This is a genomic window from Marinobacter sp. (genome assembly GCF_046484525.1).
Lineage (GTDB): Bacteria > Pseudomonadota > Gammaproteobacteria > Pseudomonadales > Oleiphilaceae > Marinobacter.
In genome coordinates this window covers 1-15,741 of sequence record NZ_JAWOIS010000023.1, presented here as the reverse complement: position 1 = coordinate 15,741, position 15,741 = coordinate 1, and the positions used below count along the sequence as shown (strand labels likewise).

The 15,741-nt window shown below is 58.5% G+C and carries 19 protein-coding genes and 1 other RNA gene; 13 read left to right on the top strand and 7 right to left on the bottom strand.

What is annotated here, in order from left to right; translation table 11 throughout:
- The first annotated feature begins 12 nt into the window (after positions 1 to 12).
- The 6 genes from hisI (at position 13) to R6W86_RS05430 (ending at position 3,061) form a co-directional block, all read left to right on the top strand.
- On the top strand, positions 13 to 429 hold the full coding sequence (hisI, locus tag R6W86_RS05455; protein WP_343812141.1) for a phosphoribosyl-AMP cyclohydrolase: 417 nt from the start codon (positions 13 to 15) through the stop codon (positions 427 to 429).
- Positions 430 to 439: 10 nt separating this feature from the next.
- Positions 440 to 769: a phosphoribosyl-ATP diphosphatase gene (locus R6W86_RS05450; RefSeq protein ID WP_410328420.1), complete on the top strand. Its 330-nt coding sequence runs from the start codon at positions 440 to 442 to the stop codon at positions 767 to 769.
- Between the two features lie 90 nt (positions 770 to 859).
- A complete protein-coding gene (gene tatA, locus R6W86_RS05445; RefSeq protein WP_410328366.1) occupies positions 860 to 1,096 on the top strand; it encodes a Sec-independent protein translocase subunit TatA in 237 nt (78 codons plus the stop codon).
- An 11-nt stretch (positions 1,097 to 1,107) separates the two neighbouring features.
- On the top strand, positions 1,108 to 1,563 hold the full coding sequence (gene tatB, locus R6W86_RS05440; RefSeq protein ID WP_410328365.1) for a Sec-independent protein translocase protein TatB: 456 nt from the start codon (positions 1,108 to 1,110) through the stop codon (positions 1,561 to 1,563).
- On the top strand, positions 1,560 to 2,345 hold the full coding sequence (gene tatC / locus R6W86_RS05435; protein ID WP_410328364.1) for a twin-arginine translocase subunit TatC: 786 nt from the start codon (positions 1,560 to 1,562) through the stop codon (positions 2,343 to 2,345). The genes tatB and tatC overlap by 4 nt, the downstream gene beginning before the upstream one ends.
- A complete protein-coding gene (locus tag R6W86_RS05430) occupies positions 2,342 to 3,061 on the top strand; it encodes a 16S rRNA (uracil(1498)-N(3))-methyltransferase (protein WP_410328363.1) in 720 nt (239 codons plus the stop codon). Before tatC ends, R6W86_RS05430 begins: the two co-directional genes overlap by 4 nt.
- A gap of 8 nt (positions 3,062 to 3,069) precedes the next feature.
- Here the strand turns inward: R6W86_RS05430 and R6W86_RS05425 are convergent, their stop codons facing one another.
- From R6W86_RS05425 to R6W86_RS05405, 5 genes are read right to left on the bottom strand one after another with little or no spacing between them, the layout of a single operon-like run.
- On the bottom strand, positions 3,070 to 3,999 hold the full coding sequence (locus R6W86_RS05425; RefSeq protein WP_410328362.1) for a DUF808 domain-containing protein: 930 nt from the start codon (positions 3,997 to 3,999) through the stop codon (positions 3,070 to 3,072).
- A gap of 32 nt (positions 4,000 to 4,031) precedes the next feature.
- Positions 4,032 to 5,255 (bottom strand): UbiH/UbiF/VisC/COQ6 family ubiquinone biosynthesis hydroxylase, encoded by a 1,224-nt coding sequence (locus R6W86_RS05420; protein WP_410328361.1) that lies wholly within the window; start codon positions 5,253 to 5,255, stop codon positions 4,032 to 4,034.
- Positions 5,245 to 6,528 carry a 2-octaprenyl-6-methoxyphenyl hydroxylase gene (gene ubiH, locus R6W86_RS05415; RefSeq protein WP_410328360.1) on the bottom strand — a complete coding sequence of 428 codons (1,284 nt, stop codon included), beginning with the start codon at positions 6,526 to 6,528 and terminating at the stop codon, positions 5,245 to 5,247. The genes R6W86_RS05420 and ubiH overlap by 11 nt, the downstream gene beginning before the upstream one ends.
- 4 nt (positions 6,529 to 6,532) lie before the next feature.
- On the bottom strand, positions 6,533 to 7,852 hold the full coding sequence (gene pepP / locus R6W86_RS05410; protein ID WP_410328359.1) for a Xaa-Pro aminopeptidase: 1,320 nt from the start codon (positions 7,850 to 7,852) through the stop codon (positions 6,533 to 6,535).
- A gap of 27 nt (positions 7,853 to 7,879) precedes the next feature.
- Positions 7,880 to 8,482, bottom strand: a complete 603-nt coding sequence (locus R6W86_RS05405; RefSeq protein ID WP_410328358.1) for a UPF0149 family protein — start codon at positions 8,480 to 8,482, stop codon at positions 7,880 to 7,882.
- Positions 8,483 to 8,616: 134 nt separating this feature from the next.
- Here R6W86_RS05405 and R6W86_RS05400 point away from each other — a divergent pair, with 134 nt between their 5' ends.
- Positions 8,617 to 9,159: a DUF2796 domain-containing protein gene (locus R6W86_RS05400; RefSeq protein ID WP_410328357.1), complete on the top strand. Its 543-nt coding sequence runs from the start codon at positions 8,617 to 8,619 to the stop codon at positions 9,157 to 9,159.
- A gap of 1 nt (position 9,160) precedes the next feature.
- Here R6W86_RS05400 and R6W86_RS05395 read toward each other — a convergent pair whose 3' ends face one another.
- Complete coding sequence (locus R6W86_RS05395) at positions 9,161 to 9,643, bottom strand: DUF3299 domain-containing protein (RefSeq protein ID WP_410328419.1); 483 nt, start codon at positions 9,641 to 9,643, stop codon at positions 9,161 to 9,163.
- Positions 9,644 to 9,750: 107 nt separating this feature from the next.
- On the opposite strand from R6W86_RS05395, the gene R6W86_RS05390 reads away from it, so the two are divergent.
- From R6W86_RS05390 to R6W86_RS05365, 6 genes are all read left to right on the top strand, one after another.
- Complete coding sequence (locus tag R6W86_RS05390) at positions 9,751 to 10,464, top strand: ABC transporter ATP-binding protein (protein WP_410328356.1); 714 nt, start codon at positions 9,751 to 9,753, stop codon at positions 10,462 to 10,464.
- A complete protein-coding gene (locus tag R6W86_RS05385; protein WP_410328355.1) occupies positions 10,461 to 11,735 on the top strand; it encodes an ABC transporter permease in 1,275 nt (424 codons plus the stop codon). Before R6W86_RS05390 ends, R6W86_RS05385 begins: the two co-directional genes overlap by 4 nt.
- A 102-nt stretch (positions 11,736 to 11,837) precedes the next feature.
- Positions 11,838 to 12,044, top strand: a complete 207-nt coding sequence (locus R6W86_RS05380) for a TIGR02449 family protein (protein WP_092003681.1) — start codon at positions 11,838 to 11,840, stop codon at positions 12,042 to 12,044.
- Positions 12,044 to 12,340, top strand: coding sequence for a cell division protein ZapA (locus R6W86_RS05375; protein ID WP_410328354.1), 297 nt, complete (start codon positions 12,044 to 12,046; stop codon positions 12,338 to 12,340). The genes R6W86_RS05380 and R6W86_RS05375 overlap by 1 nt, the downstream gene beginning before the upstream one ends.
- 51 nt (positions 12,341 to 12,391) lie before the next feature.
- Positions 12,392 to 12,573, top strand: a non-coding RNA gene (gene ssrS, locus R6W86_RS05370) — 6S RNA.
- 81 nt (positions 12,574 to 12,654) lie between these two features.
- On the top strand, positions 12,655 to 14,307 hold the full coding sequence (locus tag R6W86_RS05365; RefSeq protein WP_410328353.1) for a DUF6538 domain-containing protein: 1,653 nt from the start codon (positions 12,655 to 12,657) through the stop codon (positions 14,305 to 14,307).
- A gap of 76 nt (positions 14,308 to 14,383) precedes the next feature.
- Here R6W86_RS05365 and R6W86_RS05360 read toward each other — a convergent pair whose 3' ends face one another.
- Positions 14,384 to 15,676 (bottom strand): hypothetical protein, encoded by a 1,293-nt coding sequence (locus R6W86_RS05360; RefSeq protein ID WP_410328352.1) that lies wholly within the window; start codon positions 15,674 to 15,676, stop codon positions 14,384 to 14,386.
- Positions 15,677 to 15,741: the final 65 nt, after the last annotated feature.

Here is a 15,741-nt window from a genome sequence, read left to right as displayed (position 1 = left end):
GGATTCACATAAATGCAAGAAAGCTCCGCTACTGTCGACAGCCCTGACTGGTTGAATGCCATTCGCTGGACCGAGGACGGCCTCGTCCCGGCTATTGCCCAGGATGCCGAAACCGGCGAAATCCTGATGATGGCCTGGATGAACCGGGAATCCCTCAGGCTGACGGCTGAAGAAGGTCACGCGGTGTACTGGTCCCGCTCCCGGGGCAAGCTCTGGCGCAAGGGAGAGACATCCGGTCACCAACAGGTGGTGAAGGACATCCGGCTGGACTGCGACGAGGACGTGATTCTGCTGAAAGTCGAGCAGAAAGGCGGCATTGCGTGCCATACTGGCCGACGCAGCTGTTTTTACCGTACCCTGAAGGACGGAGCGTGGGTTGCGGTGGATCCGGTAATCAAGGATCCGGACGCAATCTATGGCAACAAGTAAGGAGCAGCCCGTGAGTGATGTACTGGAACGCCTGGCCCAGGTACTGGAAGCCCGCAAGAATGCAGACCCGGACTCATCCTATGTCGCCAGCCTGCATGCCAAAGGGCTGAACAAGATCCTGGAAAAGGTCGGCGAGGAATGTACTGAAACGTTGCTGGCTGCCAAGGATGCCGAACACAGCGGCGAAACCACCGACGTGGTGTACGAGACCGCTGATCTGTGGTTTCACAGCATGGTCATGCTGTCCCGACTCGGCCTCGGACCGGACGATGTCCTGAACGAGCTGGCACGGCGGTTCGACCTGTCAGGACTGGAAGAAAAGGCATCGCGGAGCAAGTAGGCAGGTGTTACCCCTTTCGGGGTTTCCGCAGGACGGCTCTGTTAACGTACAATGTTTCTGAACTGAAACAATGAGAATGAGGAACCCCGCATGGGTATCAGTATCTGGCAACTCCTGATCGTACTTGGCATTGTCATCCTGTTGTTCGGAACCAAGAAACTGCGGAACATCGGCAGCGACCTCGGCGGCGCCATCCGTGGCTTCAAAAAGTCCATGAATGATGATGACACCGCCAAGGAAGACAAGGATTCCCTGGAAGAAAAGTCCGAAGCCCAGCCCAAACAGGCGGAAGCAGAAGACAAGCCCCGGGAAAAAACCCACAGCTGAGACCTGGCTGAATGTTCGATATCGGCTTCCTTGAGCTGCTGATCTGCGGCGTTATTGCGCTTTTGGTGCTTGGCCCCGAACGGCTCCCCACGGCCGCCCGGGCTGCCGGGCGCTGGGTGGGTGCGGCACGCCGTATGGTCGGGCAGTTCAGTTCCGAGCTTGACCGGCAACTGAAAGCCGAGGAGCTGCGCGAAGAACTCCGCAAAGCGGGCGATGTCGGCCTGGATGATGTGCAGAAAACCGTGCGGGGGGCTCTGGATGAGGCCAAGAAGTACGAGCACATGATCCTGTCCGACGACGAAACCCGCAAGCCCAGGCCCGCGCCGGCAACACGCCGTATGGCAGGTGACGTCGAGGAAACAGACTCCTCCGGCGCAAACAGCCAGAACAATAAGACACCGGAACCGTCCAGCGAATCCTCCGGTGAACGCGAGACCCAATCAGGCCCGTCGGATAACCGTTCATGACCCAACAGCCAGACGGCAACCAGATCCATCCCGAACAACCGGAAATGCCACTGATAGAGCACCTGCTCGAGCTGCGTAACCGTCTGTTGAAAATGGTGCTGGCCGTGGTGATCTGTTTCGCCGCGATCTATCCCTTTGCCAACGAACTGTATCTTTGGCTCAGCGAACCGATCCGATCACTGTTACCGGTTGGCCAGAGCATGATCGCCACCGACGTCACCTCGCCCTTCTTCGCTCCGCTGAAGCTGGCGCTGGTGCTCTCGGTCTTTGCCGCGATCCCCATCATCCTTTATCAGCTCTGGAGCTTCATCGCCCCGGGGTTGTATGCCCACGAGAAGCGCCTGGCGTTTCCGTTGCTGTTCACCTCGGTAATCCTGTTCTATGCCGGCGCCGCGTTTGCCTATTACGTGGTGTTTCCACTTGTGTTCGGGTTCTTTACCGCCATCGGACCCGAGGGCATTGTGGAACTGCCGGACATCAGCAGTTACCTGAATTTCGTGCTCAAGATGTTCTTTGCCTTCGGGGTGGCGTTCGAGATCCCCATCGCCACGGTGCTGCTGATCCTGACCGGCGCCACCACGCCGGATGATCTGGCCGCCAAGCGTCCCTACGTGGTTGTCGGCTGTTTCATCATCGGCATGTTACTGACGCCGCCGGACATCATCTCCCAGACCCTGCTCGCGGTACCCATGTGGATCCTGTTCGAGTTCGGCATCCTGTTCGGGCGACTCGCGCGCCGTGAGGTGGCCAGCGAGGACCCGGAAGATTTCCCCGGCGAATGAACCTGGCACTGCTGTTTGACGAGGATTTTGTCACGCCAGAGCGCGCCGTTTTGACCGGCCGCCGGCTGACTCACCTGCATTCCGTGCTAAAGGTCACTGCCGGGGACCGAATTCCCGTGGGTCGCGTTGGGGGCCTACTGGGACACGGCGAGGTGGTTCGGCTGACAGGCACCGAAGCCGAACTGCGGGTAACGCTGGACCGGCAACCACCACCTTCTTTACCGCTCACCCTGATCCTGGCCATGCCCCGGCCCAAGATGTTGCGTCGGGTACTCCAGACCTGCGCCTCCCTCGGCGTCAAGGAGCTCTGGCTGATCAACAGCTACAAGGTGGAGAAAAGTTTCTGGCAGACGCCCTGGCTGTCAGGGGACAACCTGCGGGAAAACCTGACCCTGGGCCTCGAGCAGGCCAGAGATACAGTGATGCCGACGGTTCATATCCGCAAACTGTTCAAGCCCTTCGTGGAGGACGAGCTTCCCGGCATCCTCGCCGGAAAGCGGGCACTGGTGGCCCATCCCGGCACACCCACGCCCTGCCCTGTGCACCTGGATGAACCGGCCGTGCTGTGTGTCGGGCCCGAGGGAGGATTCACCCCCTACGAGGTGGGCAAGCTGGAGGAAGCGGGTTGCCAGGGGGTCCATCTCGGCCCCCGAATCCTTCGGGTGGAAACTGCCGTTCCGGTGCTGGTCAGCCGGCTGTTTGACGCCTGCCGGTAATCCGGAGCCTACTCTTTCACAGCTTCCCCGCCGCGTTTCTGCCACCAGTTGATCAGGGGCGTCAGCACTCCGACCAGGATGGCGCCGGCCAGAACCCCGAACAGGCCGTCGGCCAGGGTAGACACCAGGGTGGCGCCGATACCGCCAAAGCCTTCGGAGAAGTGGTCGATGGCATCGTAGACCGGTGGCAGGCCATGGGTGAGAATGCCACCGCCCACCAGGAACATGGCGATGGTGCCCAGGATCGACAGGGTCTTCATCATGTAGGGAGCCAGCCAGAGAATACCTTCGCCAATGCGCTGGGCCAGGGCACTGTCCTTCTGGCTCAAATACAGGCCGCCATCGTCCAGTTTCACGATGCCGGCCACCAGGCCATAGACCCCGACCGTGATCATCACCGCCACCACGGTGAGCACCAGGAACTGCATACCGATGCCTTGCCCGGTGACGGTACCGAGGGTGATGGCGATGATTTCGGCCGACAGGATGAAATCGGTGCGTATCGCGCCCTTGATCTTGTCCTTTTCCAGCGCCTTCAGGTCAACAGCCGGATTTTTCAGGGCCTCGTGCAGTTCCTGCTTGTGGGCGTCATCCTCCTTGCCGTGAAGGAACTTGTGGGCCAGTTTCTCGAAGCCCTCGAAACACAGAAACGCCCCACCAAGCATCAGCAACGGGGTCACCAGCCAGGGCACAAAGAAGCTGATGGCCACAGCGGCCGGTACCAGGATCGCCTTGTTGATAAAAGAGCCCTTGGCGACTGCCCAGACTACCGGCAACTCCCGGGCCGGCTTCACACCGGTGACCTGCTGGGCATTGAGCGCCAGGTCATCCCCCAGAACCCCCGCGGTTTTCTTGGTGGCGGCCTTGGTCATGAGGGAGACATCGTCGAGGATGGTGGCGATGTCGTCGATCAATGCGAGCAGACTGCTTCCTGCCATGGGTCATCCCTTAGGTTTGGTCGGTCTATAGGTTAATCAACGAGGCCCATGGCCTCGGCAGCTATGCGGTTCTTGACCGGTCCAAGCCGGTCCAGCCAGCGCATGCCGGCGTTGCGAAGCCAGCGCAGGGGCAACTCATCCCGGGCGAACAATTGCTTGAAGCCCTCCATGGCCGCCATCATGGTCAGGTTCTCACCTTTCCGACGGCGCTGGTAGCGGGCCAGAACCAGTTCGTCATCCGGGGCAAGATCAAGCGCCTTCGCCCGTTTCATTTCGTCGAGGAGTGCCCGCACATCCCCGTATCCCAAATTAGCGCCCTGGCCTGCCAGGGGGTGGATGGTATGGGCCGCGTCACCCACCAAGGCCAGACCATCGGCCACATAATCCTTGGCATGGCGCTGACGCAGAGGGAAGGCAAAACGGCGCGAAATCGCTGTCACACTCCCCAGCTCACCTTCGATGGCCCGCTCCAATTCCTGCCGGAAGTCATCATCACCGAGGGCCATCAGGCGGCGAGCTTCGGGGGTGTCCTGGGACCAGACAATGGAACAGAACCGGTCGTCCAGATGTTCGTTCAGCAACGGCAGAAAGGCAAGCGGACCACTGGGAGAGAATCGCTGCCAGGCGGTGTAGCGGTGGCTTTGGGCCGTCCGCACGGTGCAGACGATTGCCTGCTGGTCGTAATCCCATTCCCGGGTCGGCATGCCCGCCCACTGACGTAAGCGCGAGTTTGCGCCATCGGCCCCGATTACCAGCCGGGCTTCCAGCTGGCGCCCGTCCTCCAGTTCAACGCCTTCCGTCCTCGACCAGCCCCGGACCCGGACTCCGTCAAACAGGGTCACGTCACTGGCCAGGAGTTCCCGGAACAGGGCCCGGACGAGGTTCCGGTTCTCGACGATGGTGCCCAGCGCCCGGGCATGCAGTTCGGCGGCATCGAAATGAATCCGGCCGGTGCCGTCACCATCCCACACGATCATTTCCCGGTAGCCGCAGTGGCGGCTTTCGGTCACGCCGGACCAGGCCTCCAGCTCTTCCAGCAGACGCTGGCTGGCCGTGGAGATGGCACTGACCCGGGGCTCAAAATCTTCCACCGTTGAGGCCGGCTCAGGGGCCTCCAGCAGCGCCTCCCTTGGGGCACCTTCGACCAGACCGACCTGCCAGCCCTGGCGGGACAGACCCAGTGCCAGAGCCGATCCGATCATGCCACCACCAACGATGACAATATCGAAGGACCGGGCGTCAGCATTACTGGTCATGGCGGGCATCCTCGCTCGCAGTTGGGGAGACTGACGGAACAACGGGCCTGCGGCCGCCGATGCCCATGGCCTTGCGGGCAAACCAGCGTTTGGCGCCAGGCACCAGATCGAGTCCGACCAGTCCGGCATCCCGTGCCGTGGCAACGGGCAACAGGGACTGCCCGAAAATCCGGATCAGGGAGTCCGAGAACTGAACCGTCTGCTCCCAGTCCCGGCGATGGCGTCGTTGATATTCACCGAGCACCGACAACTCACCGATCGAACAGCCCTCATTAACCGCCCGCCGGAACTGTTCCACCAGAGTCACCAATCCTCTGAGAGCCAGGTTGAAGCCCTGCCCCGCCACCGGATGCAGGGCATGGGCGGCATTGCCCACCAACGCCACACCCGGTCGTACAGGCTCGTCGACCGTCGTCAGCTTGAGCGGATAGTGGCTACAATGGCCCATTCGGCCAAACCGTCCCAGCCGCCAGCCGAACCGATCCTGCAAACGCCGGCACCTCTGCTCGTCCGACAACCCCAGCACCTCCCCCAAGGCCTCATCGGTCAGGGTCCACACCAGGGCCGACTGGTTTTCCGCCTTTAGGGATGAGCCATGGGGCAAAAGCGCCATCGGACCGTCCCCGGTAAACCGTTCATAGGCTGTAAACCGGTGGGATTCACTGGTAGAAACATTGGCAATCAGCGCATTCTGCCCGTAATTTTCGGTGCGGGTGACAAAGCCAAGCTTCTCCCGCAGGCCAGAACGGCCACCATCGGCAACCACCAGGCATTGCCCGGTCAGTGACTGCGCCTGGCCGTCCTTGCGGATCAAAACGTCCACGCCATCCGGTGTCGGTGTCATGTCCACAACTTCCGCCGGCGCCTGCCACTGCACACCGGTATCGAGCAACGCCCGCATCAGGCACAACCCCATCCAGCGGTTGTCGGCCACATAGCCCAGGGCTTGCTGGTGATGATCTTCCGCATGCAGTCTGGTGGCCCCGAAGTGGCCACGATCGGAGACATGGATATGGCGGATCGGTGTGGCATGTTCGGACAGTGACTGCCAGAGTCCCAGTTCTTCGAAGATCAGCCTCGAGCCCCATGACAATGCGGTGGAACGGGCGTCATAGCTGGGCTGGTAGTCCTCCGGCAGCGCCTCCGGGGACAGAGGAAAGGTCTCCACCACCGTCACCCGAAGCTCGGGCACCGCCCGGGCCAGCGCCAAGGCCAGGGTCGCGCCGGCCAGGCCGCCGCCCGCGATAATCAGGTCAGTCTCGGGTGCGCTCACCGTGTCAGTCCGCCATCAACGCTTCGATCTCGGCAATGGTCTTGGGCACCTCATCGGTCAGGACGCGGCAACCGTCTTTGGTTACTACCACGTCGTCTTCGATGCGGATGCCAATCCCACGCCATTTTTCGTCCACATCGGTGTTGTCCGGGGCGATGTAGAGGCCGGGTTCCACGGTCAGGACCATGCCGGGCTCCAACTCGCGCCAGGCCTCACCAATCCGGTAGTCCCCCACGTCATGCACATCCAGGCCCAGCCAGTGGCCAGTGCGATGCATGAAGAACGGCTTGTAGGCTTCCTTCTCGATGGCCTCATCCACGTCTCCGGACAACAGGCCGAGGTCGATCAACCCCCGGGTGAGCACTCTGAGTGCCGCCTCATGGGCATGATTCCAGTGGTTGCCGGGCCGTACGGCTTCAATGGCCTCGTACTGGGCCGCCAGTACCACCTCATACAGGGCTCGCTGTTCCGGACTGAACTTGCCGCTGACCGGGAAGGTCCTGGTAATGTCCGACGCGTAGCATTCCAGCTCACAGCCGGCATCGATCAGCACCAGGTCACCGCTCTTCAAGGGCGCACCGTTCTCGATGTAATGCAGGATGCAGCCATTGGTGCCACTGCCCACGATGGAGGGATAAGCCGTGGACCGGGCACCATGCTCCATGAAGGTGTGGATCAGGGTGGCTTCCAGATTGTATTCAAAACCACCCTGACGCGCCCGTTTCATGGCATTGCAGTGGGCCTCGGCACTGATCTTGCCCGCCTTCGCCATCACCTTGATCTCATTGGCGCTCTTGTACAGACGCAGGTCGTGGAGCAGATGCTCCAGGGCGACAAACTCGCCAGGGGGATGGGCTCCGGTGCGCACCTTACTACGGATGGTCTTGACCCATTCCATGACCCGGTGATCAAAGTTCTGGTCCTTGCCCAGAGGGTAATAGACCCGGCTGCGCCCCTCAATCATACCCGGCAGAATGTCGTCAATGTCCGAAACGGGGAAGGCATCGTCCAGGCCACACCGCTCGATGGCGCCTTCGGGACCGCACAGGAAACCGTCCCACAGCTCTTTCTCCGGGTGGCGTTCCTTGCAGAACAGCACCGCCTCGCCATGTTCACGACCGGGAATCAGGGCCAGCACCGCCTCGGGCTCACCAAAGCCGGTCAGATACTGGAAGTCACTGTCCTGCCGGAAGGGATGGAGTACATCCCGGTTGCGCACCCGCTCCGGGGCCGCTGGCAGGATAGCAATACTGTCCGGCGCCATTCGCTCCATCAGCTTGCGGCGGCGCTCGGCGAACTCCTTGACGGGTATCATGGACGACATAGATTCTCCCATAGTTCTGGAACCGACTCAGTGCAGGGTCGGCGAGTCGGAGACCGGCTTCTCCGGGGCGTTGAATTCGGTAAATACGGCCAGGGCCCCGAGCCGGACATACTCGGTAATCTCCAGCAGTTGTTGCTCGCTTTCCTCGTCTGCTTCCTCATCCTCGGACAGCTGGCTGATCGCCACCATGTCCTCGATCAGCTCGCGGATCTCGTCCGGAGCCTGACCCAGGGATTCTCCGGCGGTCAGGGCCATGCCCTCGAGGAAACCGCGCACCCACGCCACCAGCGCTTCGAGCCGCTGTTCAATGGCGTATTCGTCATCCGGTAACAAAGGATGGAAGCTCATGTCGGCTGATTGCAGGAGCGCCAGGGTCTGCTCGTAGGCTTTATTCATGAAGGGCGCCAGGTCATCGGATTCTTCAGCTGCGTCTTCCGGGAGCCCCATGTGCTCGCACACCATATTCAGCCATTCAGGTTCCTGGATACGGGAACCGGCTGCAAGCCGACCACACAGTGCGCCGTGGAGTTCCGAGGGGTGACTGAAGGCCTGGTGGGCGGTAAAGACGTTGGCCCAGCGTTCGAATTCTGCAGCGCGGGCGGCGCCGGAAGAAGTGTCGGATTCGGACATGAACCAAGACAATCCTGTTTTGTTGAATGGAGTTCCTATCCTAGCATTCAGGCGACACCAAGGCACTTGCCACTTGCTTTTGCTGCCGGGCAATCACAATATGTTATAACATAACATACTTACTGGAGAGCATGATGAAACGATCCGGGTACCAATTGCTATTGCTACCACTGACCCTCCTCGCCAGCGCAGCCACTTCCAGCGAGAACCCCGGCGCCCACCAGCATGGTCACGCAGAACTGTCGTTTGCGGTTGACGGCAACCAGTTAGAGGTGATGTTTGTCTCACCCGCCTACAATGTGGTGGGCTTCGAACACGAAGCCAGAACCGAAGCACAGAATCAGGCGCTGAAGGAAGCCAACGACTGGTTTGCCGGAACACCGTTGATCGATACCCCGGACAGCACCTGCGCCGTGATCGGCTCGGATGTGCATCACAGTGGCCAGGCACACGAGGGCAAAGAAGACGAGCGCGGGGATCACGGCGGCGGTCATTCGGTCTTTGAAGTCACCCAGACGCTGGCGTGCCCCGGCGTGCAGGATGCCGATACCCTGACCACCCCGCTGACAACCCGGCTTGAACGCCTTGAGCACCTGGACGTGCAGTGGGCCGGCGCCATGGCACAGGGCGCATTACGCCTGGAGCATGGCGAACAAGCCATCGAATTGCAGCAATAACCTACTCTGTGTAGGGCGTCACGCTCCTGGCCACCATGGAGTAGGATGAGGTGCCTATCTCGTTCTCGGTGCGCTCGATCAGCAGGGTACCTTCGATCCATACCGGGTCATACAGGGCCTCGATATAGAAGCCCTCCTTGTATTTCACGTGGATAATCTGGTTGGGCGGGGGCGGCGGCACATGGATGCAGGCGCCATAGTAGGGAACCAGGAAGAACTCGAGGATCTTCATGTCGTTGGTGGTTTTCAGGGGCACGACAAAGCCGGGAATCCGCCCGTCCACGTCACCCATCTCCGGCACCACGCGTCCGGTCATGATTTCATCGGGCAGGATGGTGGGGCCGTCGCCCTCGTGCTCGACTTCTGGCATATTTTCCAGCAGCGCCAGATCCTCGGCAGGCATGAGTTCAAGCCAGTCGATCTCCCGGGGCTCTGCGGTCGCGGAGGAGACGGAGGCGAATCCGAGCAAGGCCGCCAGGGCCAGGCTGGCAAGACGATACGAAGGAAAGGCGTGGAACGTCAACAAGGTTACTCCTGGGGTTCAGATTCCGGACCAGCAGGTATCATACACCGGGGACAACGATCACCAACATGACCAGCACGACAGAAACCCGTCACAACCGGGCTAAGGACGGGGAACTTGCCCTACAGGCCCGGGACCTTTGCTTCCGATGGGCAGCGTCTCAACCCATAATTCGGTTTCCGGACCTGACCATCCCGCGCGGGGAACACCTGTTCCTGCAAGGCGCCAGCGGCAGCGGCAAAAGCACGCTGTTGAGCCTGCTGTCCGGCATGCAGGTGCCCCACTCCGGATCCGTCAGCGTTCTCGGTTCCGAACTGCAGCACTTGGGTTCCGGCCCCCGGGACCGGTTCCGGGCCGACCATGTCGGCGTAATTTTCCAGCAGTTCAACCTGGTGCCCTACCTGAGCGCACTGGCGAACGTTACCCTGCCCTGCCGCCTGTCCCGCGTTCGACTTGAACAAACACGGCCCAACCCCGACTCCGCTGCCGAAGAGCTGCTCAGGATGCTGGCCATCCCCGAGGATCACTGGCATCGCAAGGTCACCCGCCTTTCCATCGGTCAGCAGCAACGGATTGCCGCGGCCCGGGCACTGATGGGCAGCCCCGGCATTATCCTCGCGGACGAGCCAACGTCCGCACTGGATTCCGACAACCGGGACCGTTTCCTGGATCTGTTGCTCGGCCTGGCCGACGAACGGGGCGCCTCAGTGGTTTTTGTCAGCCATGACCGCAGCCTGAGCCACCATTTCCATCACCAGGTCCACCTGGGAGATGAGTCATGAAAACCGGGCTGGCGTTTTCCCTCGCCCTGGCGAGCCTCTGGCACCGGCGGCGAGTCCTGACCCTGGTGTGCCTGACCCTCACCCTGAGTATCAGCCTGCTGCTGGGCATCCAGTACCTGCGCACCGAAATCCGGCAATCGTTCACCAGCACGATCAGCGGTACCGATCTCATCGTCGGAGCCCGCAGCGGCCAGCTGAACCTGCTGCTGTACACCGTGTTCCACATCGGCGATGCCACCAACAACATCCGCTGGTCCACCTTCCAGAAACTGCAGGAAGACCAACGAATTGACTGGCTGATTCCCATCTCGTTGGGTGACAGTTACCGTGGCTACCGGGTGGTAGCCACGGACCGCAACTTCCCCGAACACTTCCGTTATGGCCAGGAACAGCCGGTCAGGTTGGGCGAGGGCGAATGGTTCAGCGACGTGTTCCACGTCGTGCTCGGTGCAGGCGTGGCCCGGGAGCTCGGGCACCAGCCCGGCGAGGAGGTGATCCTGTCCCACGGCGGCGGCAGGACCAGCTTCTCCAACCACGAAGACTCCCCGTTCCGGATCACCGGCATTCTGGAGGCCACCGGCACCCCGGTTGACCAGGCGGTGTACATCAGTCTGGAAGGCATGGAGGCCATGCATGTGGGCTGGGAATCCGGCGTGGCGCTCCCGGGGCGAACCCTTACCCCGGAAAGAGCCCAGGGGATGACCTTTACCCCGGATGCCATTACGGCCGCCTATGTGGGGCTGAAGTCTCCGGTGCTCACCTTTCAGCTCCAACGGGCACTGAACCAGTCTGCGGAGGAACCCCTGTCCGCCATTCTCCCGGGCGTTGCGCTGAGCGAGCTGTGGCGCCTGATGGGGCAGTTCGAAAAAGCCCTGCTGGGCATCACCGGCTTCGTGGTCATTACCAGCCTGGTGGGACTGGTGGCGGTACTGCTGACCCTGCAGACCCAGCGGGCCCATGAGATAGCGGTCCTCCGGGCCACCGGGGCCTCAACGGGGCTGGTGGCCTCCCTGCAGATGATCGAATGTGTTGCCCTGGCGCTGGTCTCCTGCCTGCTCGCACTGGCCGTGGGAGCTGCCCTGCTCACGGGCATTGCACCCTGGTTACTGGACAACTACGGGATCACCCTGACGCTCAGGCCCCTGAACGCGACGGAATGGGCACTCTTGGCGACCGTACCGGTAGCTGCCGCGCTGGTCGGCCTGCTGCCGGCGTTCGCCACCTGGCGAAGGACACGTACCCAGGGGCTCGGGGAGATCGGCAAGCAGTGATCGGCGTCACGCCCGGGAGGCTGTGACAACCCTGTAAATTGACCGACTTAGCATCCACACTTATAGTTATTTGCATTCATAACAACCGATGTTGGGCACGCCATGGAACAGTCCGAAGTACAGGCATTAGCGGACAAGCTGGACAAGCTGATCGAACGCTGTCAGAAACTGGAGCGGGATAACGCCATGCTGCGGGAACTCCAGGACGACTGGAACCGGGAGCGGGCCCAGCTGGTACACAAGAACGATCTTGCCAAAAACAAGATCGAAGCCATGATCGGCCGCCTGCGGGCACTGGAGCACCACTGATGTCTCAGCAATCCACCACCGTTGAGGTGAAGATTCTCGACAAGGAATACCTGGTTGCCTGCCCGGAAGAAGAGCAAGAAGCCCTGATTCGCGCCGCCAGGCACCTGGACCACAAAATGCGGGAAATCCGTTCCAGCGGTAAGGTGTTTGGCGTTGAACGCATTGCCGTGATGGCTGCGCTGAACATCACCCACGAGCTGCTGGAGCAGGATTCCATGTCCGGCGCCACCAGCTCGATTCTCAAGGCCATGGACAGCAAGCTCGATGATGCCCTCGGGGAAAATACCGGGCACTGATTCCGGATCAGGTGTTGCAATTGGCCCCGGACCTGCCCGTATAATGAGACCAACTTCCTGGGCTGTTCGGGATAGTCGGATACGTCCTCGAGCCGATGCGCACTACCCAGGTGGCTACTTCAGGGCATTGTGAGCACGTCCCCGACAGGGGAAAGCCTAATATGTCACAGCGGCCACCGACCTTGAACTCTGGGTTCAAGGGCAACATCCGATAACGGCAGCCCGGGAAGCTTTATTTTCAACGAGTTACCCCGAAAACAGTTACTTACGGTCTTCGTTCAATACTGAACTGGTACAAAAGACTGGTACAAAAAGTGACTGTCCTACGCATTAAATCTAGCCTCCATCGACGTCCTGAAAGCTCCAACCTGTTCTACCGGAAAGTTATTCCGGCAGAGTTGCGTCCCTGTTTCGGCAAACGCGAGATCAAATACAGTTTCCAGACTGCTGATCCTGCAACCGCACGAAGCCGGTATCACCAGATCAGCGCATGCGTTGAGCGGCAAATTGCCAACGCTAGAGCGCAACTTTTGGGCACTGAGGAGATTACCGACCTTCAGCTACAGAAGCTGGCGGACGAATGGTATTCCCTTGCGAGGTCAGGTGCCGATTCCGGTGATCCAATATCCCCACTCTCTCTGCACCAATTGCCGGGGGGACCAAGAAAGTCACCGTCATTTCTTAATTTAGATTCCTGCCCTCAAGCCAACAGCTTGGACAAGCTGGAGAAAGCACTGGGCATGGATGCTCGCTCCCTACTCCTACACCACGGCATTGCCCTCAACCACAAGAGTGCGAAGTACCATAACCTACTCGTTTTATTGGCGGAGAAAGCCCTCCTGATTGAAGGACGCGATCCGGTCGAATCTCATCTGCTGAGCGCGACCGTCGGAAACACAGAAACACCGACGCTAAAGGACATTTGGAAACGATTTGAAGCCCTCTACAGCGCCTCAGACAACCCCAAAGACCGAGGCAAGGTGGCAACCTACCGCAGCGACTTCCTGAAGCTCATTCAGCACGCTGGAGACATCCGGCTATCAATGCTGACGCGAGAGCATGCGTTAACGTTTCGAGATGCACTTCGCGAACTCCCCGATACGACCATCCCAAATTTTGAGCAACGGTCGGGTCTAAAACCAAAAGAATTTCGTCAGTTGTCACTCGATCGGCAGCGAGACATTGCAAGCGAAGAAAATCTCCCCGTCAGAACCGCCAGTGGCGTCAAAGCCGCTCTGAAGCGAGTTGCAGCGGTTCTTGCGTTTGCAGATCAAGAACTACAGACGAAATACAACGTCTTCAATCCAATGCCTATGGTGCCGAATTCTCAGACACAGCTTCGGGGAGAAGCCTTTGAATACACCAAGGAGGAGATCGAGAGGCTATTAACATCTGACGACATTCTGAGGGCTCTATCGGTTGACGAGACTTGGTGCATGCTGGTTCTTTACTTGACTGGGGCGCGGCTTGGAGAAGTGGCCCCCATGGTTGGAGAAGATTTGGTGAAAGATGACCAAACCGAGGCTCTGAGCATACGTGAGGACCACTCTCGCGGGCGAACGGTAAAAAATTATTCCAGTATCCGTAAAGTGCCAATTCACCCCTTTCTCAAAGACCTCGGGTTCATAGAATACGCCACAAAGCCGGCAAAAGAGCCACTCTTCACTTCCCTATGGGATACAACTGGAAACAAGGCAAACAGGTTTAGCCGCAAACTGAAGATGCTAGGACAGGAGCAAGGAATAAGGTCCACTGTACGCCCCGCACATGGTTTTCGACATCATGTTATAGGTTTGTGGCGAGAGGCAGAAAAACGACAGGACCTGCAGGACGCGTATTTGGGTCATGCCAACCGGTCTCAACAATCGGATTATTCCAACTTCAGCAGTCTCGCCAAAACGGCGTCAACGGTTTGGCCGCCCATACCAGACGTTGACAAATTACGGAAATATTTGTCCCGCCAGTGAGAACATAACGAGTGAGCAGGTCGCATTCGTTCAGCCAATCACCAGTCATCACAAACTGGATAAACTGACCGATGGTTCACTTGATAACCGGAGAAAACTTCAGCTTACCCCACACGTTTTGTGCACACGCCTTACCGCTATCCCTTTCGTACTGTTTCACAAACTCCCTAATCAACACTTCCTGATACTTCTCTTCCATAACCTCCCTCAGTTCATTTTCATACTTTCCTTGAACAAGAAACGAATCATGAACACCAATACAGACAATGTTTTTTCTGGCGAAGTGGTACATGACTTCCAACGCAATTTCACTGTCAATTCGCTGCAACCGGGAACCTAAACACACTCCGTTGTCGTTGAAATCGATAACCTCCCTATGCTTTTCCAATATCCCATCAAGAATCCTTTCAGGATCATTCTTATCAAATGCCCCCTTCCCCTCCAACATTCTTCGAATGGAATTTTTGGCTAGCCCCTTAGTTGGATTATTAATCACTCGCTGAAATGCTTGTTTTACAACCCCCCGATCAAAGCCCTCGATAGTGTACGGATCACCATTCATTTCAATATCGCGCACATCGTAAAGAATGCGGGGATGCAGTCCGCTGTAATCCAACTCGGAAACGCACTCTTCTTCAATCATTATCCTTGTCCGAACACTCTTTGGCTGGTTTTGGATGAACTCGCCATAAAAGCGCCCACCTGAGCCGAAACCATCGTCATTGAAAACTCGATACAGATCATTGACTGGCAAGTTCTGGTTACGATGCGTGACCGTGTGCTGCCTACGAACTTGATTGATTCGCGTCATTTTCTCAAGACAGCTGGCGTGCCCACCAATTTTCTGACCAAAAACCGCCCTCACCGCTTCATCATCCGGATAGAGAGCCTTATCCTTCGCCGTCTTCACCCTAATCAAGTGATTGGTTCGGCTGCCAACGGAAACCTTCTTGCCCATAGCCTCGAAAGTACATCTGAGGCTCTCCGAATACCGTAAGCGACTCAACCTTCGCACACCTGTCGTTCTATCCTGGAAGCCTTTAATTTGGTCACAGTACTCATTATCGTCAAGCCAATCTATTACCTTGATAATTATGTTGTAACCGGGCTTTCGGCTTCGATAATCATTCTTATTCCTTGAATATGCAACGCACCAGTGTTCTGATCGATTACTCAACAAGAACACATAGTAGAGATTACATAAAATCTGATAAAAACCCTGTTGCACGCTCCTCACGCTACGCGGTTCGGATTGTGTTTTTTTGATGTAAATAGAACAGAGCCTTTCTGCCAAACATTTCAATTCCCCGGGACTATCGCCTAACTCACTCAGAGTATGATCAATAAAATGCGTTTCGTAATCCTTCAACACCAACTCCTTAATTTAGATTTTCAACATATATAAAATTCAAAAAAAAAAAAAAAAAAAAAAAA